This window comes from Lachnospiraceae bacterium JLR.KK002 (assembly GCA_036941025.1).
Lineage (GTDB): Bacteria > Bacillota > Clostridia > Lachnospirales > Lachnospiraceae > Petralouisia.
Genome location: JAYMNP010000001.1, coordinates 726,279 through 750,972 on the forward strand (window position 1 = coordinate 726,279; position 24,694 = coordinate 750,972).

General features: G+C 47.8%; 17 protein-coding genes. 15 read left to right on the top strand and 2 right to left on the bottom strand.

Annotation, left to right across the window (positions count from 1 at the left end; all coding sequences use genetic code 11):
* Nucleotides 1-55 precede the first annotated feature (55 nt).
* From VSQ32_03535 to VSQ32_03590, 12 genes are all read left to right on the top strand, one after another.
* Entirely contained in the window at nucleotides 56-1,342 is a 1,287-nt protein-coding gene (locus tag VSQ32_03535; GenBank protein MEH2941951.1) for an aminotransferase class I/II-fold pyridoxal phosphate-dependent enzyme, read from the top strand.
* A 51-nt stretch (nucleotides 1,343-1,393) separates the two neighbouring features.
* Nucleotides 1,394-2,848, top strand: coding sequence for a glycogen synthase GlgA (glgA, locus tag VSQ32_03540; protein ID MEH2941952.1), 1,455 nt, complete (start codon nucleotides 1,394-1,396; stop codon nucleotides 2,846-2,848).
* Nucleotides 2,849-2,971: 123 nt separating this feature from the next.
* Nucleotides 2,972-3,679 (top strand): ATP-dependent Clp protease proteolytic subunit, encoded by a 708-nt coding sequence (locus VSQ32_03545; GenBank protein MEH2941953.1) that lies wholly within the window; start codon nucleotides 2,972-2,974, stop codon nucleotides 3,677-3,679.
* A gap of 36 nt (nucleotides 3,680-3,715) precedes the next feature.
* Nucleotides 3,716-4,012, top strand: a complete 297-nt coding sequence (locus VSQ32_03550; GenBank protein MEH2941954.1) for a hypothetical protein — start codon at nucleotides 3,716-3,718, stop codon at nucleotides 4,010-4,012.
* Between the two features lie 108 nt (nucleotides 4,013-4,120).
* Nucleotides 4,121-7,522, top strand: coding sequence for a PD-(D/E)XK nuclease family protein (locus VSQ32_03555; protein ID MEH2941955.1), 3,402 nt, complete (start codon nucleotides 4,121-4,123; stop codon nucleotides 7,520-7,522).
* On the top strand, nucleotides 7,519-11,253 hold the full coding sequence (gene addA / locus VSQ32_03560) for a helicase-exonuclease AddAB subunit AddA (GenBank protein MEH2941956.1): 3,735 nt from the start codon (nucleotides 7,519-7,521) through the stop codon (nucleotides 11,251-11,253). The genes VSQ32_03555 and addA overlap by 4 nt, the downstream gene beginning before the upstream one ends.
* Before the next feature lie 74 nt (nucleotides 11,254-11,327).
* Nucleotides 11,328-11,876 carry an N-acetyltransferase gene (locus VSQ32_03565; protein MEH2941957.1) on the top strand — a complete coding sequence of 183 codons (549 nt, stop codon included), beginning with the start codon at nucleotides 11,328-11,330 and terminating at the stop codon, nucleotides 11,874-11,876.
* Between the two features lie 152 nt (nucleotides 11,877-12,028).
* Entirely contained in the window at nucleotides 12,029-12,952 is a 924-nt protein-coding gene (locus tag VSQ32_03570) for an FUSC family protein (protein ID MEH2941958.1), read from the top strand.
* Between the two features lie 8 nt (nucleotides 12,953-12,960).
* On the top strand, nucleotides 12,961-13,611 hold the full coding sequence (locus VSQ32_03575) for a Maf family protein (GenBank protein MEH2941959.1): 651 nt from the start codon (nucleotides 12,961-12,963) through the stop codon (nucleotides 13,609-13,611).
* Between the two features lie 40 nt (nucleotides 13,612-13,651).
* On the top strand, nucleotides 13,652-13,915 hold the full coding sequence (locus VSQ32_03580; GenBank protein ID MEH2941960.1) for a glyoxalase: 264 nt from the start codon (nucleotides 13,652-13,654) through the stop codon (nucleotides 13,913-13,915).
* 14 nt (nucleotides 13,916-13,929) lie between these two features.
* Nucleotides 13,930-15,324 (top strand): NAD(P)-binding protein, encoded by a 1,395-nt coding sequence (locus tag VSQ32_03585; GenBank protein MEH2941961.1) that lies wholly within the window; start codon nucleotides 13,930-13,932, stop codon nucleotides 15,322-15,324.
* Nucleotides 15,325-15,344: 20 nt separating this feature from the next.
* Nucleotides 15,345-16,364, top strand: coding sequence for a peptidyl-prolyl cis-trans isomerase (locus tag VSQ32_03590; GenBank protein ID MEH2941962.1), 1,020 nt, complete (start codon nucleotides 15,345-15,347; stop codon nucleotides 16,362-16,364).
* 108 nt (nucleotides 16,365-16,472) lie between these two features.
* Here VSQ32_03590 and VSQ32_03595 read toward each other — a convergent pair whose 3' ends face one another.
* Both VSQ32_03595 and htpG read right to left on the bottom strand, forming a co-directional pair.
* Nucleotides 16,473-18,161 (bottom strand): GGDEF and EAL domain-containing protein, encoded by a 1,689-nt coding sequence (locus VSQ32_03595; GenBank protein MEH2941963.1) that lies wholly within the window; start codon nucleotides 18,159-18,161, stop codon nucleotides 16,473-16,475.
* Between the two features lie 301 nt (nucleotides 18,162-18,462).
* A complete protein-coding gene (gene htpG / locus VSQ32_03600) occupies nucleotides 18,463-20,538 on the bottom strand; it encodes a molecular chaperone HtpG (protein ID MEH2941964.1) in 2,076 nt (691 codons plus the stop codon).
* A gap of 261 nt (nucleotides 20,539-20,799) precedes the next feature.
* On the opposite strand from htpG, the gene VSQ32_03605 reads away from it, so the two are divergent.
* From VSQ32_03605 to VSQ32_03615, 3 genes are all read left to right on the top strand, one after another.
* Nucleotides 20,800-21,912, top strand: coding sequence for a metallophosphoesterase (locus VSQ32_03605; protein ID MEH2941965.1), 1,113 nt, complete (start codon nucleotides 20,800-20,802; stop codon nucleotides 21,910-21,912).
* Nucleotides 21,913-21,924: 12 nt separating this feature from the next.
* On the top strand, nucleotides 21,925-23,229 hold the full coding sequence (locus tag VSQ32_03610; GenBank protein ID MEH2941966.1) for an ATP-binding protein: 1,305 nt from the start codon (nucleotides 21,925-21,927) through the stop codon (nucleotides 23,227-23,229).
* 104 nt (nucleotides 23,230-23,333) lie between these two features.
* Nucleotides 23,334-24,680, top strand: coding sequence for an MATE family efflux transporter (locus tag VSQ32_03615; GenBank protein ID MEH2941967.1), 1,347 nt, complete (start codon nucleotides 23,334-23,336; stop codon nucleotides 24,678-24,680).
* Nucleotides 24,681-24,694 lie beyond the last annotated feature (14 nt).

The window sequence follows — 24,694 nt, forward strand, 5'->3', positions numbered from 1 at the left end:
GGCAGCCATCTGCATTTTCAAAAGATGACTGTACATATGCAGGAGGAAGCGGTACATGAGTAATTACCAGACAGAGACAAAATGCATTCAGTCCGGCTGGCATCCGAAGCGGGGTGAGCCCAGGGTGCTTCCCATTTATCAGAGTACGACCTTTAAGTACGATACCAGCGACCAGATGGGCAGATTGTTTGATTTGGAGGACAGCGGGTATTTTTATACCAGATTGCAGAATCCTACCAACGATGCGGTTGCAGAGAAAATCTGCGAGCTGGAGGGCGGTGTGGCAGCCATGCTTACGTCTTCCGGACAGGCTGCAAATTATTATGCAGTATTTAATATCTGCGAAGCAGGGGACCATATGGTATGTTCTTCCACAGTATATGGGGGAACTTTTAACCTGTTCGGTGCAACCCTGAAGAAGCAGGGCATAGAATGTACTTTTATTGACCCGGATGCCGGGGAGGAAGAACTGGCACAGGCATTCCGGCCCAACACAAAGTTACTGTTTGCAGAGACCATTGCAAATCCTGCACTGGTGATTCTGGATATTGAGAAATTTGCAAAAGCAGCCCATGAACACGGAGTTCCCCTGATTGTGGACAATACCTTTGCAACTCCCATTAATTGCCGGCCTTTTGAGTGGGGTGCGGATATTGTCACCCATTCCACCACCAAATATATGGACGGCCATGCCATGTGTGTGGGAGGATGTATTGTGGACAGCGGGAATTTTGACTGGAATCAGTACAAAGATAAATTTCCGGGGCTGACTCAGCCGGACCCTACCTATCATGGAATTGTGTATACTGAGAAATTCGGCAAAGGGGCCTATATAACCAAGGCAACTGCCCAGATTATGCGGGATCTTGGCTCCATCCAGTCTCCTCAGAATGCGTTTCTGCTGAATGTGGGACTGGAGACACTTCATCTGCGGATGCCCAGACACTGTGAAAATGCCGCAAAAGTGGCAGAATTTTTAAACAGCCATGAGAAGGTGGCCTGGGTCAACTTTGCCGGACTGAAAGATAACAAATATTATAATCTGGCTCAGAAATATATGCCGAATGGTACCTGCGGCGTGATTTCCTTTGGCTTAAAGGGCGGAAGGAAAGTATCCGTGGAATTTATGGATAAGCTGAACATGATTGCCATTGTCACCCATGTGGCGGACGCCAGAACCTGTGTGCTCCATCCGGCCAGCCATACTCACAGGCAGATGACGGATGAACAGCTTGTGGAAGCCGGAGTTGCGCCGGATTTGATTCGTCTGTCTGTCGGAATTGAGAATGCCCAGGATATCATTGCGGATCTGGCACAGGCGCTGGAAGCCATATCCTGTTAAGCGGGAAATCTTTGAAAAATACAGAAAATAACTGATTTTGGAGGAGTAGCTATGAGAAAAATTCTGTTTGCAGCATCTGAGTGCGTACCATTTATCAAAACAGGAGGACTGGCCGACGTTTGCGGTGCGCTTCCGAAGGAATTTGACAAAAACGACTGGGATATCAGAGTGGTAATCCCAAATTATACCTGTATACCGGAAAAGTGGCGGAATCAGTTTGAGTATGTGACGCACTTTTATATGAGCTGCGGAAGCTATATACAGAACAAGTACGTGGGTGTCCTTCAGTACAAGCTGGATGGAATTACCTATTATTTTATTGATAATCAGGAGTATTTTGACTGCTTTTTGCCTTACGGTGATATCCGTTTTGATGTGGAGAAATTTGTGTTCTTTGACAAAGCGGTACTTTCCATGCTTCCGCTGATTAATTTCCAGCCTCAGATTATTCACTGTCATGACTGGGAGACAGGATTCATTCCGGTTTATCTGAGAACCGAATTCCAGGGAGATATGTTCTTCTGGGGCATGAAATCCATTATGACCATTCACAACCTGAAATTCCAGGGAATATGGGATACTAAAACCATGAAAGGCCTGACGGGATTCCCCACTGATTTATTTGTGCCTGATAAGCTGGAATTCAAAAAAGACGCCAATATGTTAAAGGGCGGCCTGGTATATGCAGATTATATCACTACGGTAAGCGATACCTATGCACAGGAGATACAGACCAATTATTACGGAGAAGGCCTGAACGGCCTGCTTTCCGCAAGGCATATGGATATGCAGGGCATTGTCAATGGTATTGATTACAATGTATACAATCCGGCAACGGATGAAAAGCTCTATGTAAATTATGATGCGGAAAGCCACCGGAAGAAGAAAGCTCTGAACAAGGAGCGGCTGCAGCAGGATCTGGGCCTTGCAGTGGATAAGAAACGTTATATGATAGGGCTCATTTCCCGTCTTACGGACCAGAAGGGGCTGGATTTGATTAACTATGTGATTGAGCGTATTATTGACGATTACACCCAGCTTGTAGTAATCGGTACGGGGGATGCCCAGTATGAAAATATGTTCCGTCATTTTGCATGGAAGTATCCGGATAAGATTTCGGCCAATATCTGCTATTCGGATGATCTGGCTCACAAACTGTACGGTGCGGCAGATGCTTTCCTGATGCCTTCCAGATTTGAACCCTGCGGACTGACTCAGATGATTTCTTTCCGCTACGGAACGATTCCGATTGTACGTGAGACCGGCGGCCTGAAAGATACGGTACAGCCTTACAACGAGTATGATAATGTGGGAGACGGATTCTCCTTTACCAACTATAACGGGGAGGAAATGCTGAACATTATCAATTATTCCAAACATATTTTCTTTGATAAGAAACGTCAGTGGAATCAGATGATAGACCGGGCCATGGCAAATGATTATTCCTGGAATGCTTCCAAATTCCGTTATGAAGGGCTGTACAAATACCTGATGGGTGAATGTTAGAATTTCATGAAGAATCCCTGCCGCCGAAAGGCAGGCAGTTTCCTGTATAAATTTTCAGCCGGATTCCCATACTAATGCAGAATGAGAAAATTATGCCATCTGCATACAGGAAAGGGAATTTGAATGGAAGAGAATTTAAAACAACAGGAAAAAGAAAAAAATGAAAATGAAGAAATCAAAGATATGGGGCAGCTTACCCTGGAGCAGGGAGAATCCAGACACAGAATTCATCTGCTTTCTGTAATCGGGGAAATTGAGGGCCATGAAACTCTTTCGCCTAATGCCAAAACCACCAAATACGAACACGTCCTGCCGAAACTGGCCTCCATCGAGGATGACGACAGGGTGGACGGAGTGCTGGTTATTATCAATACCGTAGGCGGAGATGTGGAATCAGGACTTGCCATTGCGGAGATGATTGCTTCTCTGAGCAAACCCACGGTTTCGCTGGTATTGGGCGGCAGCCATTCCATCGGGGTTCCGCTGGCTGTTTCCACCGACTATTCCTATATTGTTCCCACGGGAACTATGGTGATTCATCCGGTGCGTCTGAACGGGCTTGTAATCGGGGCGCCTCAGACCTATGACTATTTTCAGCAGATGCAGGACAGAATTACGGGGTTTGTGGCCAGCCACTGTTTTGCCACGCAGGAACAGCTGGAAAATATGATGATGAATACCAGTATGCTTACCAAAGACCTGGGAACCATACTGGTGGGCAGCCAGGCGGTGGCGGAAGGTATTATCAACGAAGTTGGCGGCATTGACGAGGCCATGAAAAGGCTGCATCAGATGATTGATGAAAAGAAAGAAAACAGTGAATCTGCGTAGTGAAGCGCAGCAGAGAGTAAAGGACAGGTGACGCATATGAAGAAATATAAAAGAGCTTCTCTGGAAGTAGAGGCAGTGGAGTATGAACTGGGAAAAGGAATGGAGGACGGCTTTATGCCCTGGACTTCTGTTGTGACCATAGGATGGATTTCAACGGAAAAGCTGATTAAAATCACCCGTGAAGACGGTGTGGTGGTGTGTCCTTTTGTCCAGAACCGGAGAGGCCTTATTTTCCTGAGAGAGGGAGATTATATTATACAGGAAAAGGATATGGAGCGTCATGTGTGTGGAAAGGATAAGTTTTTTAAACGGTTCCTTCCGGCGGAAGAATAGTATTACAGATATTTGTTTTGTACAATTCCGGGCAAATGGAGCGGTTTCGTCAGATTCGGCTGTTTGCCCGGATTTTGTTGCCAGTCCATTGGAAAAAGGAGTACATTTATGTCCCTGCAGTTGATTTTCGGAGGTTCCGGCAGCGGAAAATCCGATTATGTATATAAGAAAATTTTAGAACAGTCCGGCCGGGAACAGGACAGGACCTTTTTTGTTCTGGTGCCGGAGCAGTTTACCATGCAGACCCAGCGGGAGCTGGTAAGACGCCAGGAAAACCACAGTATTATGAATGTGGATGTGGTAAGTTTCCCCAGGCTTGCCTGGCGGATTTTTGACGAACTTGGAATGGAGCATGTAAATGTTCTGGAAGAAACCGGGAAAAACCTGCTGCTGCGCCGGGTGGCCGAAGAACAGCAGGAGAACCTTCAGCTAATCAGAGCCAGTATGAAGAAAACAGGATATATCAGTGAGATGAAATCAGTGATTTCCGAACTGACCCAGTATCGAATCCTGCCGGAACAGCTTGATATCTTTGTTCAGGATGAGGAACAGTCCCCACTGTTTCGCTATAAGATTCAGGATATCCGGACCATGTATCAGGGATTTGCGGATTACCTGGAAGGCCGGTTTATTACAGCGGAAGAACTTCTGGAAGTGCTGGCGAAAGAAGCAGGCAAATCCCGGATTCTGAAAGACGCTGTGCTGGTGCTGGACGGTTTTACCGGGTTTACGCCGGTGCAGTATCATCTGCTGGAGACCTTAATGCGGCTTACCAGGGAAATCCGGGTAACGGTGACGCTGGATGAGCGGGAAGATCCTTTCCGCTGCGAGGGAATTCAGGAGTTGTTTTACATGAGTAAAAAAACCGTTGCTGCCCTTTTGAAAATTGCAGAGGAGAACCGGATTGAAGTGAAAGACCCCTGCTGGATATCCCATACCGGAAAAAGCCGGTTTTCCAAATCTCCCGCCCTGCTGTGGCTGGAGCAGAATCTGTTCCGGCCCCGGCTAGGGGCCTGTCCCGGTGACGCGGGCCGGGAAATCAAACTGTATTCACTGATGAACCCAAGGCAGGAGCTTCAGTTTATTGCCAGGGAAATCCACAGGCTGGTACGGGAGCATAAGTATCGGTACAAAGATATTGCCATTGTGTGCGGAGACGTGGAAATGTACGGGAATTATGCCAGGGAAATTTTTGCTGCATATGAAATCCCCCTGTTTCTGGACGCCAGGAAAAATATCGTCTTTCATCCCATGACAGAATTTCTAAAACAGGCTCTGAGCATGACAGAACAGGATTTTTCCTATGAAACAGTGCTCGGTTATCTGCGGTGCGGCCTTTGCGGCTGGAATGTGGAGGATGTGGATTTACTGGAAAATTATCTGCTGGCAGAGAATATCCGGGGACTGAAAAAATGGCGGAAAGTCTGGGTGCGCCGGGGCCCGGTACAGAATCAGGAAGAACTGGAACGCATAAACGTACTGCGTGCCAGGCTGGTGGAGGAATTTGAGCCTTTATGGGAGATTTTCCATAAAAAAGAAGGAAAATACCACACTGTCCTGGAAGCATCCAGGGAATTGTACCTGCTGCTCTGCCGGCTGGAAGTGGAGGAGCAGTTAAAGGGATATGAGGAGCGGTTTCAGGCAGAGGGAGAGACTGCTCTGGCAAAAGAGTATGCCCAGATTTATAAGATTGTCATGGATTTGCTGGATAAGATGGTGGAACTTCTGGGGGAAGAACGGATGAGCGTCCGGGAATACCGGGAAGTACTGGAGGCAGGGCTGGAGGCTGCTGCGGTAGGCATTATTCCGCCGGGATATGACCGGGTTGTATTCGGAGATATTGAGAGAACCAGACTGTCGGATATTAAAGTGCTGTTTTTCGCAGGGGTCAACGACGGGCTGATTCCCAAAGCTGCGGAACATGGCGGAATTATTTCCCAGGCGGACCGGGAATGTTTTGCAGCCCATGGCATGGAGCTGGCTCCCACAGACCGGGAGCGGAGCTTCATCCAGAAATTTTATCTGTACCTGAACCTGACCAAACCGTCGGAAAAACTGTATATCACCTGGTTTCGGGTGAGCCAGGACGGAAAGGAAACCAGAAAATCCTATCTGGTCAGCACCATCCTGAAAATGTTTCCGGAGCAGAAGCCTGAGCGGATGGAGGAGGCTTTCGGCCTGCAGCAGATTGTCACGCCGGGGAGCAGTCTGAAATTCTTTGTGGAAGGGCTGAAACTGGCCAGACAGGGAACGGTATATCCGGAGTGGAAAGGGCTTTATCAATGGTATATGAGCCAGGATTCCTGGCGGGAAAAGCTGCTTCCCTTTCTGGACGCAGTGTTTTATCAGTATCAGGCCAGGCCCATGAGGTCGGAAATTACCAGAGCGTTGTACGGTACGGTGCTGGAAAACAGCGTGACACGTCTGGAGCAGTTCAGTGCCTGTGCGTTCCGGCATTTTCTCCAGTATGGACTGAAGCTGGAAGAGCGCAGACTGGGAGAATTTGCCCCTGTGGATATGGGAAACATGTTTCATGAGGCGCTGGAGCGGTATTCCCACCACATGGAGAGGGCCGGATACCACTGGTTTGACGTACCGGAAGAAGTGGAAGAAGAACTGATGGAACGTGCTGTGGAGGAAACGCTGGGAACGGGATTTGACAGTATGCTGTTCCAGGAAGCCAGAACGGCATATCTGGTGGAACGGATGAAGCGGATTCTGAAACGTACGGTCCAGGCCATTGCAGAGCAGATTAAAACCAGCCATTTTTCCCCGGAAGGCTATGAGATATCCTTTTCTTTTGCGGAACATCTGGACGCGGTGAATTTTACTCTGAGCGAGGAAGAAAAAATGCGGCTGCGGGGGAGGATTGACCGGATTGATACGAAAAAGACAGAACAGCAGGTGTACGTGAAGGTGGTGGACTACAAGTCCGGAAACCGGGAATTTCAGCTGCTGTCTCTGTATCATGGACTGCAGCTGCAGCTTGTGGTATACATGAATTCTGCGGTGGAACTGATGAAACGGAAGTACCCGGAGAAAGAAATAGTTCCGGCGGGCATGTATTACTATCATCTGGACGACCCCATGATCAACGGCCAAAGGGGGATGACTGACGAGGAAATCCAGGAACAGATTCTGGAGGAGCTGAAGCTGAAAGGGGTTGCTGGGGAGGAAGAGGACGCCAGTGTCAGCAGGAAAACCCAAAAAGCCGGAAAAGAGGAATTTCAGGTACTGTCCCGGTATGTGAACCATAAAATCCAGGATATCGGAAGGAAGATTTTTGACGGAGAAATCGGGGCCAGCCCTTACCAGCTGGGCGACCAGACCGGCTGTGATTACTGTCCCTATCACGGAATCTGCGGGTTTGACAGCGCAGCTCCCGGCTGTGATTACCGGAAGCTGGAACATATACGGGATGAAGAGGAAATTCTGGAAAAAATGCGGCGTACCATGGAAGACGGGCAATTATCCGGAAATCTGAAACAGGGAAAGGAGAGACGGAAATGAAGCCAGAATGGAGTCCGCAGCAACGACAGGTCATTGATTTGAGGAACCGGAATCTGCTGGTATCTGCAGCGGCGGGAAGCGGCAAGACGGCTGTGCTGGTGGAGCGGATTATACAGAAAATTATGGATGAAAACCATCCCACGGATATTGACCGTCTTCTGATTGTGACCTTTACCAATGCGGCGGCATCGGAAATGCGGGAGCGGATTGGAACTGCCATTGAGCAGGCCCTGGAAAAGCAGCCGGAAAATGTCCGTCTGCAGCGGCAGCAGACGCTGTTACATAACGCGCAGATTACCACCATACACAGTTTCTGTCTGTATGTGATTCGCAATTATTTTCACCGGATTGAGCTGGACCCGGAATTTCGGGTGGCAGAAGAAGGGGAGCTGAAGCTGCTGAAAAGCGATGTGCTGGACAGGGTGCTGGAGCAGTATTATCAGGAAGCAAAACCGGAATTTCTCACTTTGTCGGAAACCATCGCCACAGGCAAAACCGACGAACCTCTGAAAGAAACAATCTTAAAGCTGTTTGATTTTGCCATGAGTTATCCCTGGGTGGAAGAATGGCTGGAAAATTGCAAAAAGCCTTTTCAGGTAAAGACGCCGGAGGAATTTGAAAGGCTCCCTCTGGCGGAGGAACTGCTGTCTTACCTGCGCAGTATTACCGGACAGTGGGCTCTGCAGATGAAAATATGCCGGGAACTCAGCCTGGAGGAGGACGGGCCTCAGATGTATGCGGAGCTTTTGTCCAGGGAGACGGAAGCCATGGAGCGAATCGAAAGCAGCAGCACATATCAGCAGTATTACGAGAGAATCCGGGGGTTTTCTTTCGGGCGGCTGGCGGCTGCCCGAAAATACAGCGGCGACCCTCGGAAAAAAGAACAGGTGCAGAAGCTGCGCAACGAAGTGAAAAGTTCCGTGAAAAAAGTCACCGAGCAGTTTTTTTTCCAGAATCCGGAAGAAATGATTGCAGATTTGGGGAAAAACCGCCCGACGGTGGATATGCTTATTGAAGTTACTCTTGCATTCCTTCATGGATTTGCGGAGAAAAAGCGGGAGAAAAACCTGTTGGATTTTAATGATCTGGAGCATTTTGCACTGAAAATTCTGGTGGATGAAACCACCCATGAACCTTCCCGCACTGCGGCGGAGCTGCGGAAAAATTATGAAGAAATCATGATTGACGAATATCAGGATTCCAATTATGTGCAGGAAACAATTCTGAAAGCAGTATCCAGGGAAGCGGAACACAGCAACAATATTTTCATGGTGGGGGATGTAAAACAGAGTATTTACCGTTTCCGTATGGCCAGGCCTGAGCTGTTTATGGAAAAATACAATTCCTATACTCAGGAAGACAGTCCGAATCAGAGAATTGATTTGTATATGAATTTCCGCAGCAGGCCCCAGGTGATTCAGACCGTAAACGATATTTTTTACCGTATTATGAAAGAAGATATCGGGAACATTACCTACAGCAAACAGGCGGCTCTGTATCCCGGAGCCTCTTTTCCGGAAGGGGAAGAAGGCATATTTGACACCAGATTTCTGGTTGTGGAGCCGGAGGAAGACAGGAAAGAGCAAAGTGTGCAGGAACTGGAAGCCAGAGCAGTTGGCATGGAAATTCAGAGACTGATGAAAGAGCAGCAGGTAACATCACAGATGAAAGGCGCAGAACAGCCGGGGAGTTTCCGGCCGGTCCGATATTCCGATATGGTGATTTTGCTGCGTTCCATGACCGGCTGGGCAGATACCTTCGGAAAAGTGCTGGGTGAAATGGGAATTCCGGTGCGGGCAGCTTCCGGGACAGGATATTTTTCGGCAGTGGAAGTGCAGACCGCATTGAATCTGCTGCGGATTCTGGACAATCCCAGACAGGATATCCCCATGGCCTCTGTGCTGGCTTCCCCCATTGTGGGGCTGACCGGAGAGGACCTGGCATTGATACGGACCGCCTTTCCCGGCGAAAAATTTTACCAGGCGGTGATGCATTTTTCGGAAAAAAATGGGGAAAGGGACGAAACTCAGACGCCTGCGGACGCCGGGACAGGGCCGGAAGGCCGGGAACATACGGGAAAAGGCTGTATGCTGTCACGGACACAGCAGAAGAAGCTGACCGCTTTTCTGGAATTGCTGGATAAATTCCGGCGGAAAGTCAGTTACACCCCCATCCATGAGCTGCTGTACCAGGTACTGGAGGAAACGGGGTATCAGGCCTACGTGTACGCCCTTCCCGGCGGCCAGGTAAAGCAGGCCAATCTGGAAATGCTGGTGGAAAAAGCCATCGCCTATGAAACCACCAGTTATCGGGGACTGTTTCATTTTATCCGTTATATGGAGCAGCTTCAGAAGTACGAGATGGACTTTCCCATGGCAGAGGGGGAGGAAGCAGAGGATGCGGTGCGGATTATGAGCATTCACAAGAGCAAAGGCCTGGAATTTCCTGTGGTTTTCGTATCGGGCCTCGGAAAAATGTTCAACAGCCAGGATGTGCGGGAGCGGGTGGTGCTCCATCCCCGGCTGGGTATCGGCATGGATGTGGTGGACTGTAAACGCCGCCTGCGGACGCCGGGGCTTACCAGACAGTTCCTGGCCAGAAAGATTACCATGGAAAATGTGGGAGAAGAACTGCGTGTGCTGTATGTGGCTCTGACCAGAGCCAGGGAAAAGCTGATTTTGACGGGGGTTCTGAAAAAGGCGGAAGAAAAAATCGCCGCTGTGAGCCCCGTCACCTCAGAGGACGGATTTCTCACCTTTCTGAGCCGGTTAAACAGCAATACGTTCCTGCAGTTTTTATTGCTGGCAGGAGCCTGCAGCCCTCAGTCCTGTCCCGTTGCTATTATAAAACAGGCAGAACTGGAAGCCGGAGAAGTGCAGCAGGCGGCAGAAGACGGCCTGACAGGCATTGAACTTCTGGCCGGTCTTGAGGAGGCGGATACGGAGTGGCAGGAAAAGGTGGCACAGCGCCTGACCTGTACCTATCCCTTTGAAGAAGAAGTCACCATGAAAACAAAAGTATCCGTATCAGAGCTGAAGCATCGGATTCTGGACCGAATTCTGGCAGAGGAAGAAGGAGAACCGGAAATTCCCGCAGCCACAGATGAAAAACGGGCCGGGAACTTTCAGGAGGAGACGGAGTCGGAGGAAGAAACACCGCCGGAAACGTCGCCGGAAAAAGAACGTTGTGTACCGGCTTTTATGGAAGGCGTGCAGGAAGAAAATACAGGGGCCAGACGGGGAACCGCCATGCATCGTGTACTGGAATGCTATGATTTTACCGAAAATCCGGAGAGCCTGGAAGAACAGCTGCAGAGAATGGAAGAGGAACAGAAAATCAGCCGGGAACTGCTGGATTTGATTTCCGTTCCTTCTCTGAAAAAATTCCTTCGCACCGGGCTGGGCGTCCGGATGAAGCAGGCGGCAGAAGAGAAAAAGCTGTACCGGGAAAAGCCCTTTGTGATGGGAAAGAAAGCCTGTGAAGTGCTGAAGGAAAGCAGCAGCGGGGAAATGATACTGATACAGGGAATTATTGACGTGTTCTTTGAGGAAGAGGACGGGATTGTACTGCTGGATTATAAGACAGACCATGTGAAGAACGGGCAGCAGCTTGCGGACCGTTACCGTCTTCAGCTGGATTTGTACCAGGAAGCCATTGAGCGGGCGGTGGGAAAGAAGGTAAAGGAAAAACTGCTGTATTCCTTCTGCCTGGAAGAGACGGTTCCCGTATAAGCCGGATATCATTCTGGGGTTTAGAAGATATGTGCCGCACAGCTCAGTCATTTTAAAGTAAGGAGGAACAGATTATGATTTTGGAACCGCAGAAACTGAAAATCTGCCAGGAGACAGTAACGTTACGCAGCGCAGAGGAGGAAGACGCAGAAGAGCTGATTACTTACCTGAAAACAGTATCGGCAGAGACGCCCTTTCTTATCCGTGAACCGGAAGAAGTCACCCTTACCCTGGAGCAGGAGAGACAGTTTATCCGGAATGCGCAGCAGTCTCAGCGGGAACTGATACTCCTGGCCTTTGTACAGGGAGAACATGCGGGCAACTGTTCCGTATCGGCCCTGGGCTCTTATTCCCGCTATGCCCACCGCTGCAGTATGGCCATTGCACTGTACCGGAAGTATCAGAACAGAGGCATTGGAACCGCCATGATGGAAACAGCCCTTCAGACAGCAAAACAGATGGGATATGAGCAGGCGGAACTGGAGGTGGCAGCCTCCAATCAGGGAGCATTGCACCTGTATGAAAAACTGGGCTTTCAGACATACGGAACCTTTCCTGACAATATGAAATATAAAGACGGAACATATGAAGACAGTTGCTGGATGATGAAAAAGATAGTATAATATCGAGAGATATTATACTGCCCGAATGGGCATGGGCCGCCATAAATAAATTGCGAAGCAATTATGGCATAATTTGCCTTGAGGAGGGGCCCGCCGAAGGTGAGAGGAGACCTGAAGGCCTTTGCCCTGGAAGTTTTGAAGGAGGGAAAAAAATGAACGTACAGATTGAAAAAATTGTACCGGATGGATTTGTGTTTGAAAAAGAACAGAACCTGGTACACGGAACGAGAAACGGTATGGAACTGCTGATTCTGCCCATGGTGTCGGAAGAACAGTTCCGGGTACAGCTTTACGCAGATGTGAACAGCAGCAGTGAAAAAGAAAATTTCCTGAGGTATCTGTCCACCTTGCAGCAGCGTTATTCCTTTGTACAGTTTGCAGGTTTTAACGGTGTGGACATGGTTTCCGTTCATGTATCTTCGGAAGCCCAGGCAGATAAGGAAAATCTGACCCTTGTGGTTTCCGAGCTTGCGTCAGAATGTGAGAGATGCGGCATACATAACTGCTGTTCTTACTGCAGAAGGGCGCTTCCGGTGCGTGCGGCAGTGGTAGACCAGGTTCCGTCTGTAATCTGCCGGGAATGCGAGCAGCAGTTATCCGGTCACACAGAAGGCAAAAAAGAAAATCTGCCTCTGGGCGTAATCGGAGCAATCATCGGAGCGCTGGTGGGATCTGTGCTGTGGGTAGTACTGGGACAGGTGGGATTTATTGCCGGAATTGCCGGATATGTTATTGTGTTCTGCGGAATGAAAGGCTATGAATTTCTCGGAAAAGAACTGTCCAAAACAGGCATTGTACTCTGCGTCATTCTTTCTTTTCTGATGATTATCGGAGCAGAAATGACGTCTCTGGCCATTACCATTTACAGAGAATGGGGCAGGATGTATGCGCCTACCATAGGGGCTGCATTCAGCTGGATTCCGGAACTGATGCAGGAGTCGGAGCTGGCACTGGCAGTGGCAAAGGACCTGGGCATAGGATATCTTCTTGCTATCTGGGCAAGCTATTCTTCCGTAAAGAATATCTGGAATCAGGTAGCGGAAAAACAGAAAGTACATACCATTGAAAGGTTTTGATACGTGCTATGAAATACAGACTGGTTCTGGCTTCCGCTTCGCCCCGGCGGAAAGCCCTGTTAGAACAGGCAGGGGCAGAATTTGAAATTATTCCGGCCAGGGGAGAGGAAATACTCACCGTTACTGAGCCGGAGCAGGCTGTGCTGGAGCTGTCCAGACAGAAAGCGGAAGAAGTGGCCAAAAGGCTGTCCGGTCATTCTTTCCATGGAGCAGAACAGAAGGAGCCCGAAGGAAAAGGGAAGGAAACGGGGGATATGGAACACACAGCGGTTCTGGGGGCCGACACGGTGGTGGCCTTTGAGGGGCAGATACTGGGAAAGCCGAAAGATAAGGCAGACGCATTCCGTATGCTTCGTATGCTTTCCGGCAATACCCACAGTGTATTTACCGGAGTGACAGTAATTGCGGGAACCGGCGGAGCGGAAAAAATTATTTCCTTTGCAGAGGAAACGAAAGTTACCATGTACCCCATGACAGAAGAACAGATTCAGGCTTATGTGGACACAAAAGAGCCCATGGACAAGGCGGGGGCTTACGGAATTCAGGGAAAGTGCGCGGTTTATATTGAAAAAATCGCAGGAGATTACAACAACGTGGTGGGTCTTCCGGTGGCGGCACTTTATCAGAAATTAACAAAATCAGGCATTGAAATTTTATAAAAATCATACTATCATAGAATCAAAAAAAGGAGGGATTAATATGAATGAGTATGATGAAATCTGTCTGGAATATTTTTTAAAACATCAGCTGCAGTTATTTGATGAAAAAGTAGCGGAGAACCTGGAAGAAGCGGAAGAATTCTTAGAGGACTGCATGGCAGTGGTATGCGAGAATATCCGGGAAGTAAGAACATATTTTGAGGAAGAAGGTGCAGATATCGGCCAGATGAGCGATGAGGATCTGGAAGAAGCATCGGAAGTGTTTGTGCTGCCGGACGGAAGATACCTGGTGGTGGAAGCATAAAACAGGAGAATACGATGGAAAACTATGATGTAATTATTGTGGGAGCCGGGCCTTCCGGTATTTTCTGTGCATATGAGCTGATTCATCGGAAGCCGGATATCCGGGTACTGATGCTGGAAAAGGGAAGAAGGATTGAGGAACGCCAGTGCCCCAAACGCAAAACGAAAGTCTGTGTGGGCTGTAAACCCTGTGCCATTACCACAGGATTTGCAGGAGCCGGGGCTTTTTCCGACGGAAAGCTGTCCCTTTCTCCGGATGTGGGCGGAAATCTGCCGGAAATCCTGGGGTATGACAAAGCAGTGGAACTGATTCGGGAATCCGATGAGATTTATCTGAAATTCGGTGCGGACGCCAGTGTTTACGGAGTGGGAAAGGAAAAGGAAATCCGGGAAATACGCCGCAAAGCCATCAATGCCAATCTGAAACTGGTGGAATGTCCCATCCGCCATCTGGGCACAGAGGAAGGCTATAAGATATATATGCGCCTGCAGGAACATCTGCTGGAGCAGGGAATTGAGATGAAATTCCGCACCATGGTGGAGCATATTCTTGTGGAGAACGGCAGAGCGGCAGGTGTGGTGACCGATACCGGAGAGACATTTTACGGAACAGAGATTGTATGCGCCGTTGGAAGAGAGGGAGCAGACTGGTTCAGCCATGTATGCCGGGAACAGAATATCGAGACAAAAGTAGGTACGGTGGATATTGGCGTTCGGGTGGAAGTCCGGGACGAGGTTATGGAATTCCTGAACCAGAACCTTTATGAAGCCAAGCTGGTATATCACACGCCTACCTTTGATGATAAAGTGAGGACATTCTGTACCAATCCTTCCGGAGAGGTGGCTACGGAATACTATGATAACGGCTTGGCAGTGGTGAACGGCCATGCCTATAAATCACAGGATTTAAAAACCAGTAATACAAATTTTGCACTGCTGGTTTCCAAAAATTTTACGAAGCCTTTTAAGACGCCCATCGAATATGGAAAACAGATTGCCCAACTGTCCAATATGCTATGTGACGGAAAGATTCTGGTGCAGACCTTCGGTGATTTCCGCCGGGGAAGACGCACCACAGAAGAACGTCTGTGCAGAAATAATCTGATACCCACTTTAAAGGATGCGGTACCGGGGGATTTGTCTCTGGTATTTCCCCATCGTATTATGGTAGATGTTGAGGAAATGATTTTTGCACTGGACAAAGTGACGCCGGGGATTGCCAGCGATGAGACACTGCTCTATGGAGTGGAAGTGAAATTTTATTCCAATAAAGTGGTGGTAAACCGGGAGTTTGAGACAAATGTTCCGGGTCTGAGAGCGGTCGGTGACGGCGCTTCCGTAACCAGAGGGCTGCAGCAGGCTTCTGCAAACGGGTTGAGCGTGGCCCGCAGTATTCTGGATAAAATGTAAATTAGCAGGTGAAAATACCAATGAAAAGATATAAAGATACACAGGGAAATTTTATCCGTATCAGAAGATATGGGATTCTGGCAGCCTGTATGCTGATTCTGCTGCACCTGTCAGGGTGTAAACTGGGGAATACCCAGGTTATGGTGGGCGGCGGTTTCAGTGACAACGAAGTGTTTAAAATGAAGGACACGGTCTGTACCCTGCCGGAGGCCAGAGTTGTGCTTACCAATTATCAGAACATGTATGCCACCATGTACGGCATTGATTTGTGGAACCATGAATTTCCGGACAATGATCTGGAAACATATGTAAAAGATCTGACTATTTCCAGACTGGCTCAGATTATGGCGATGGATTTTCTGGCAGAAGAAAAAGGAATTAAGCTGTCAGAGGAGGAAGAACAGAAAATAAAAGAGGCTGCAAAAGAATATTTTGATTCTCTGAATGATGTGGAACTGGAGTATATGCATGTGAAACAGGGAGATATAGAAGTGCTTTATACCCGATACGGACTTGCCAATAAGCTCTACACCCATCTGACGCAGGGCGTGGATGATGAAGTCAGCGACGATGAGGCCAGAATCATGGAGGCCCAGCAGATTTTCGTGGTGGACGATGAGAAAGCCAGAACAGTGGAAAAGCAGCTGAAGGATGGCTCTGATTTCCTTTCCGTAGCCAATGTATATAATGAAGCGCCGGAAACAGAGGTTACTTTTGGAAGAACAGATGTTCCTCCTGAGGTGGAGGAAGTGGCTTTTTCTCTGGAAAATGATCAGGTCAGCGACCGGATAGTGACAGACAAGGGCAGCTATTTTCTGAGATGCATCAACCATTATAATCAGGAAAAAACAGACGACCACAAATCCGTAATTCTGGAAAAGCGGAGAAAAGAAGCCTTTGACGACGTATACAGTGAATTTCTTGCCACACTTTCTTCTGAATTTAATGAAGACGTATGGAAAGAAGTAAAGGTGGAGGTAAAGAAAGAAGTAAAGACAGACAGTTTCTTTGATGTATATGAGAAGTACTGCAACTGGTGAAATGATAAATATCAGTATGTAAAAGCCAACAGGGGCTGCCGCAAAATTTTGTGACAGCCCCCTTTATCATACGGGAGATTCTGGGGGATTTCCCGTATGATAAGAGAATCAGGGCTGCTGGATTTTGTGTGAAACCGTCACAAACTGCTCGGTAAACTGCTGATAGGGACAGGGCTTTCCAAAATAAAATCCCTGGATATAGTCGGGAGAGAGGTTCTGAATCCGATTCCGCTCATCCTCCGTTTCGATTCCCTCCACGCAGACGTTCAGGTTCAGAGTATGTACCATACCGCTGATTAAGTCCAGCAGATTGTATTCATAGTCGTTGGCCAGGGCTTTGGCAGTGAAAGAGCGGTCTATTTTGATAATGTCCGGCCGCAGGTCATGGAGATAATGGAAGTTGGAATATCCGGTTCCAAAATCGTCCAGGGCAAGGCGGATACCCTTTTCTTTTAATTTTGCCAGAAGCCTGGTGAAATGAGGATTGGATTCCAGCAGGCCGCTTTCCGTCAGTTCTACAATGACATTGGAAGGAGAAACTTCCTGTTTTGCCGCGGCGGTTACGATTTCATTGATGATATCGCTTTTTATTACCTGCACATAAGATACGTTGATGCTGATGCGGAAATCAGGAATCCAGGTCAGAATCTTTTTGCAGGCGGCAAGAGACTGCTCCAGCATCCAGCGCCCCACCGGGATAATCAGTCCTGTTTCCTCCAGAATGGGAATAAATTCTCCCGGAGAAATCATATTGCCTTCCGGAGAGTGGAAACGCATCAGAGCCTCCGCTCCGTATAATGTATTGGAATTGGCATGGAACAGGGGCTGGAAATAGGCCTCAAAGCCCTTACAGTCATCGTAAACAGCCTGGCGCAGAAACTGAGTGAGCCTTTTTCGTTTCAGAAACTGTTCATAATCTTCTCCCTGGAACCGATAGCAGCGGTTTTTGCCCTGGCGTTTGGCTTCGTTCAGAGAAAATTCCGAGAGCTTCATTACGTTGGTGTAGGCGAAATCTGTGATATTGGAGGTTTCCAGAATGCCTCCGGATATGGTAAACACTGCTTCATAGTGATTTTCTTCCACAAAACGCACAATGTTCTGCTGAATCTGTTTGTATAATTTTCCTGCTTCCTGGTAAGTTCCTCCCTGAAAATCCAGAACCAGGAATTCATCTGCCACCACCCGGTAGAGCTTCTGGGCGGGAGTGATACATCTGGCAATGCATTCTGCGGTCCGGCGCAGAACCATATCTCCGTATTCAATGCCCAGTTTTTCATTGATTTCCTTAAAATCATCCATGCCAAGGCGCAGCAGAAATCCTTCCGGAAAAGGAGTCGGAGTCTTGTGCAGCCAGGACTGGAGGCTGGAAGAACCCAGAAGTCCGCTTACGTTGTCTGCTTTCTGTCTGGCGCCGATTTCATTGATACAGCCAATCATGTACAGAGCCTGTTCCTTATTCCGTACCACATAGCCCCGGCAGTTAATCCAGACAGGCTGTCCATCCAGATCCAGCCAGCGGTATTCCAGATTGTGAAAACTGCGTTCTCCGGCCAGCAGCTCGTTCAAATCCTCCTGTAACGGCTCTAAATCCGGAGGATAGACAAACAGTCCGTGGGTGCGCACCACATCCCGAAAGGTGTTATCCGGAATGGAAAAACGCTGTTTGGCATGGGGGGATATATAATAAAAATCATTGATAAAATCATAGACATACAGGTAATCGTCCATGCATGGGTGCAGCAGGTTGATGACGTTGCAGAGCTGTTCTACGGTAATTTCCTGAAAATTTCGCTCCAATTTTCATTCCTCCTGTAAAAATTTTCCTTTTCGTTCTATTCAAAACAGTTATCTCTATTATATTTGATATTTTTGTGAAATGCAACAGCTATTTATGCACAAAAACCGTATGCAAACAGCAGATTGTACAAAAATCTGCTGTCTGAGAAAGGAATGGGTTCCGGAACAAAGCAGACAGATTCGATGCAGCTTTCCACTTTCACGTATTAGTGTGACAAGGTCTTTCCTGTAGAAAAATGTAAAAACCCCATCACAGAGGGATGGGATTTTTACGTGTAACAAAGCATGTTTGCCCTGTAAGTTATTTTGCCAGAAGCATCATAATCTGATTGCTTCTTGATACAAATTTGCTCATGGCTTCTGTGGACAGAGGATGGTTGCTCAGCACAGCCAGATCGTAAAGCTGTTCGCAGAACACAGGTACATGTTCGGAGTCTTTGTTGTTCAGGATGTACTGTACCAGTTCATTGCCGGTATTTAATACCAGTGTCTGGTCTCCTCCGAACATGGAAGCATCCATGCCCGCCATACCGTACATTTTCATCATATCCTGCATTCTCCGTCCTTCTTCTGAGAGGGTGATGACAGAGGCAATATCTGCATTTTTCAGTTTTTCCACGGAAACGTTCAGGGTTTCATTGCCAAGGGCTTTGCGGAAGGTTTCCGTCAGGGACTCTTTCGCCTCTTTCAGTTCTTCTTCGGAAACTTCTTCTTTCAGAGATTCCGTTAAATCTGCGTCAATGCGGACAAATCTGATTTTCTCATTTCTGCGCTCCAGCTGAGTGATGAAGGAGGTATCAATATTATGGTCCAGAATTACCGCATCCATGCCCTGTTCTTTGAACATGTTAATGTACTGTCCCTGCTGCTGAACATCTGTCACATAGTAAACAGGTCTGCGGGTGTCTTTTTCTTCTGCTTCGGAATTATCTGTCTGTTCCGTTTCAGAGGAATCATCTGCCTGTTCCCCTTCTGAAGAAGCGTCAGCTTCCGCATCTTCCACTTTCAGGCATTCCGGAAGGGTCAGGTATTTGTCTTCCAGGTTCTTAAAGAGAATGTAATCGTTCATTTTATCGCAGAATTTTTCATCTTTCAGGCAGCCGAATTTGATAAATGGGCTGATGTCATCCCAGTATTTTTCGTAGGATTCCTTATCGGTTTTGCACATGCCGCTCAGTTTGTCCGCTACCTTTTTGGTGATGTAATCTGAAATCTTCTGAACAAAGCCGTCGTTCTGCAGTGCGCTTCTGGACACATTCAGAGGCAGATCCGGGCAGTCGATAACGCCTTTTAACAGCATCAGGAATTCCGGAATGACTTCTTTGATGTTGTCGGCGATAAATACCTGGTTGTTGTACAGTTTGATGGTTCCCTCAATGGAATCGTATTCCGTGTTGATTTTCGGGAAATACAGAATTCCTTTCAAATTAAAGGGATAGTCCATGTTCAGATGAATCCAGAACAGAGGCTCTTTGTAATCCTGGAATACTTTCCGGTAGAAGGTTTTGTATTCTTCGTCGGTACATTCGTTGGGATGTTTGCTCCAGAGGGGATGGGTATCGTTTAAGGCCACCGGACGTTTTACAATTTTGGCTTTTTCTGTCCGAGGGGATACCTCCACCTGTTCTTTGGTTCCGTCTTCCTGTTCTTTTTCCTCAAATCTGGCTTCTTCCACGATAGTCTCAATGACAGTATCTTTTTCCGTTACCTCATCGGCAGGGATGGTCTCGTATTCAGGTTCGGCATTTTCTTTTTCCAGGTAAATCGGGGTGGGCATGAAAGAGCAGTATTTCTCAATAACCTCCCTTGCCCGGTATTCATTGGCGAACTCCAGGCAGTCTTCGTTCAGGAACAGGGTAATTTCCGTTCCAACGGTATCTTTAGAGCCGTCGGACATGTCAAATTCTGTGCCTCCGTCGCATTCCCAGTGAACCGGAACCGCGTCTTTCTGCCAGGAAAGAGAGTCAATGTGCACTGCGTCCGCCACCATGAAAGCAGAGTAGAAGCCCAGTCCGAAATGGCCGATAATCTGTTCTTCGCTGGCCTTGTCCTTGTATTTTTCCAGGAAATCCGTAGCGCCGGAAAAAGCAATCTGGTTGATGTATTCTTCCACTTCGTCGGCAGTCATGCCAAGACCGTTATCAATGAATTTCAGTGTTTTTTCCTCCGGGTTTACCACAATGCGGATTTTTGGCTCAAAATCCTGAGGCAGGTCGTATTCCCCCATCAAATCCAGCTTTTTTAACTTGGTAATGGCGTCGCACCCGTTGGAAATCAGTTCCCGGTAGAAAATGTCATGGTCAGAATACAGCCATTTTTTTATAATAGGAAAAATGTTGTCACTGTTAATGGAAAGGTTTCCATGTCTGTTGCTCATAATGATTACACTCCTTTATTGTTTTCTATGCAAAAATTATAACCCGAAATAGATTGTAATCCCTGATTTTTAAAAAGTCAACAGAAAATTAGCACTCTTTTTAAATGAGTGCTAACAAAATGAGGAAAACCCGGAAAAATCAGGGGTTTGGACAATTATTAAAAGTTTATAAACAAAATAATACTTCCATGAAAGCTCTGTTTTGTTTATACTGTAACCAGGAATCGGAAGAATTTTCATGAATGCAAAGGAGAAAAAGGGATGTGGATGTTGATTTTGGGAGCTTTGCTCCTGGGAACACTGTTGGGGATTGTGTATCTTGCGAGCAGATTTTCCGGATTTTCTGTGGTGAGCAAGTGGGCGGGGAAGGGGAAATTTTTTCGGTTTGTGCCGGGGCTTATTCCTGTTCTGCTGATTCTTGGGGGCACAGGTCTGGCTCTGGGGCCCATCAATGGAGAAATCTGTATCCTGCACATGGTGGTAATCTGGCTGCTGTGCGACGGAATCAGCCGTCTGCTGGAAAAGATGCGGAGGAAAGAGTTTTTGAGATATTATGCCGGCGTCGCGGCAGTGGTCATCACGGCGGCGTATCTTTCCTGGGGCTGGTACCAGGCGAATCATGTCTGGCGCAAAGAGTATACGCTGGCGACGGAGAAACAGGTGGGAAGACTGCGGGTGGTACAGTTTGCAGATTCCCATGTGGGAAATATCCTTTACGGGGAAAAATTTGCGGAGCAGGTAAAAGCCATACAGTCTGAAGAACCGGATATTGTGGTGATAACAGGGGACTATATAGATGACGATACTTCAAAACCGGATATGGTTGCCGCATGTGAGGCTCTGGGCACTCTGAAAACAACTTATGGGGTGTATTATGTGTTCGGGAACCATGACAGGGGGTATTACGGTCCGGAGTACCGGGGCTACAGCGGGGAGGATCTGATCGCGGAGCTGGAGAAAAATCATGTGACGGTGCTTCAGGACGATGTGGCGGAACTGGACGACCGTTTTTATCTGATTGGAAGGCAGGACCGTTCCGGAGACGGTCAGGGAGGAGGAAGGGCTTCCATGAAAGAACTGACCGAAGGGCTGGATTTGGAAAAATACAGTATCGTTCTGGATCATCAGCCTCATGATTATGAAAATCAGGCGGCAGCAGGAGTGAACCTGGTGCTGTCCGGACATACCCATGGAGGCCAGCTGTTCCCATTTAATCATATGGGGGAATGGACGGGGATTGATGATAAAACTTATGGTCTGGAACGACGGGAAAATACGGATTTTATTGTAACCTCCGGAATTTCCGACTGGGCCATTAAATTTAAAACCGGGTGCAGGTCGGAGTATGTGGTGATTGATATACAGGGAAGATAACAGGAGGTTTTTATGTATGCGCTGATAACAAATATTATTAACAATGTGTTTCATGGAATCTGGTTCTGCTGTATTCTGCTGGAGCCGAAATACAGCCGGAAAAAGTCAGCGGTAATTGCAGCCGGTACAACGGTGTTTTTTCAGGGTGTTGTACTGGCCATGCGGTATTTTATGGCAGATATGCCTTACGGAGACACCGGTATCATGCTGCGGTATCTGGCAGGATATTTCCTTGCCATGTTTATTTTTGGTGGAATGTATATTTTCTGCCTTTCCGCATCCCATCCAGTGAAATCCCTGTTTCTGGTTTCGGCTTATTTCTGTCTCTGGACATTGATTTATCTTACGGTTTCCGTTGTCACAAGAACCACTTCCGGCGCGGGAAACTGGGAAATCTGGCTGCTCCGCATCGGGCTGAACGTATGTTTTCTGTTGTTATATTATGGAATTTTCCGGAAACGCCTGCTGCGCGTGTATCAGAGTGTACGGAGCGGTTACGGGACGGTTGCCGCTATTTCCATTATGGCGTTTGTTATCATGACGCTTTTGATTATCTATAATGACAATATGAAAAACAGGGATCAGCTTTATCTTGTGATTCTGTTTTTACTGTGCGGCTTTATGGCGGCAGTGTATATTCTGCTGTTTCTTTTTATTGCTCAGTCAGACCAGGCATACCATTTAAAACAGATGCAGTTTCATGAAAAGTTTCTGATGGCCCAGATTGAATCTTATGAAGAAATGAAACAGAGCATAAAGCGTACAAGGCATGATTTCAGGCACCATAACCTGGTGGTGGCAGAATACGCAAGAAACAGGGATTATCAGGGAATCCTGACTTATTTGCAGGAATACGATGACAGAGAAGCGGAAACGTATGCCAGTACTTACTGTGAAAACCATGCTGTCAACAACGTGGTTTCAGCTTATGCGGACCGGGCGGAGCAGAATCATATCAGGATGCGTGCGGATATCCGGCTGGGTGAAGTAAAAGGAATTTCAGATTATGATCTGGTGTCCATGTTTGCAAATATCCTGGAGAATGCTCTGGAGGCCTGCGGTACTGCAGAAAACCGGCCTTGGATTCATATTTTTGCAGAACAGAAGGGGAAAAAACTGGTTCTTGTGTGCAAAAATACCTGTAAAAGGGATGTTATATTTGAAGACGGTCTGCCCAGAAACAGAGAGCACGATGGAGTGGGTGTGGAAAGTATCCTGAATTCTGCCAGGCGGTACGGCGGAGATGCGGATTTTTCTGTCTCCGGAGATGTTTTTATCTGCCGCGTGATACTGAATAATTTACAGCCAAAGGGTTGACCGGAAGAAAAAGGAAAGGTAAAATAGCAGTTAAAACGTATGTTTTTCTTTACAGGAAATATAAGGTCAGGCGAAAGCGTGAAAAAGACAGGAGTGTACCGGTTATGTCAGAGCAGATAAAGGGCAGTATGGTAACGGGGAATCCTACCAGGGCTTTAATTGGATTTACACTGCCCATGGTGGCGGGGAACCTGTTCCAGCAGTTTTATAATATTATGGATTCTGTGATTGTGGGAAATGTGGTGGGCGAGGAAGCGCTGGCGGCAGTGGGGGCTTCCACCGCCATTACCATGATGTTCGTTATGGTGGCCATGGGAACGGGAATCGGCTGTTCCGTGGTGATTTCCCAGCTGTTCGGGGCAAAGAAGCTGGAAGAAATGAAAACCGCCATTTCCACCGCATTATTGTCCATTCTGGGATTCAGCATTTTGCTGAGTATTCTCGGACTGGTGATTAACAGAAGTCTGATGAACCTGATGGGAACGCCGGAAAATATTTTCGAGGATGCGGCGGAATATATGCAGATTTATTTTTTCGGCTTCGTATTTCTGTTTTTGTACAATGCATTTTCGGCTATTTTCAATGCGCTGGGAGATTCAAAAAAGCCGCTGATGTTTCTGATTTTTTCTTCCCTTTTGAATATCGGGCTGGATTTGTATTTTGTGGCGGAGCTGCATATGGGAGTGGCGGGAGTGGCCTGGGCCACGTTGATTGCCCAGGGGATTTCCGCTCTGCTGTCTTTTGGATTCCTTATGCGGAAACTGAAAGGGATTGAGACGGAAAGCTACAGGCGCTTTGATCTGACTCTGCTGAAAAATATGGTGAAAGTGGCCATTCCAACCATTGTGCAGCAGTCCATTGTGTCGGTGGGCATGGTGCTGGTTCAGTCGGTGGTCAACCGGTTCGGCTCCACATTTCTGGCAGGTTATACGGCTGCCACAAAAATCGACGGAATTGCCATTGTCCCCATGGTGGCTGTGGGGAATGCAACCTCCACCTACGTGGCTCAGAACATGGGGGCAAGGAAACCGGAACGGATTGGGCAGGGTTACCGGATCTGCCTGATGATGGCGGCGGGAATTGGACTCACCATTGCGGTGATTCTGCATTTTGCCGGAAATGGATTTGTGGGGCTGTTTCTGGATTCTGATTCCAGCCGGGAGGCCATTGCCATTGGGGCGCAGTACCTGAGCATCGTATCGCTGTTTTATTTTATGATGGGCCTTATGAATGTCAGCAACGGTGTGCTGCGGGGCGCGGCAGATATGGGATGGTTTCTGACCTGCAGCCTGTGTAATCTCGGCGTTCGGGTAGGGCTGACCTATGCACTGGCGGACGTTACTCATGGAATGATTATTATGTGGGCCAATCCGGCAGGCTGGGCAGTGGGCCTTGGGCTGGCGGTGTTCCGGTACTTCCAGGGAGGATGGAAGACCAGGCGGATTGTGTGACAGAATTGTGACGG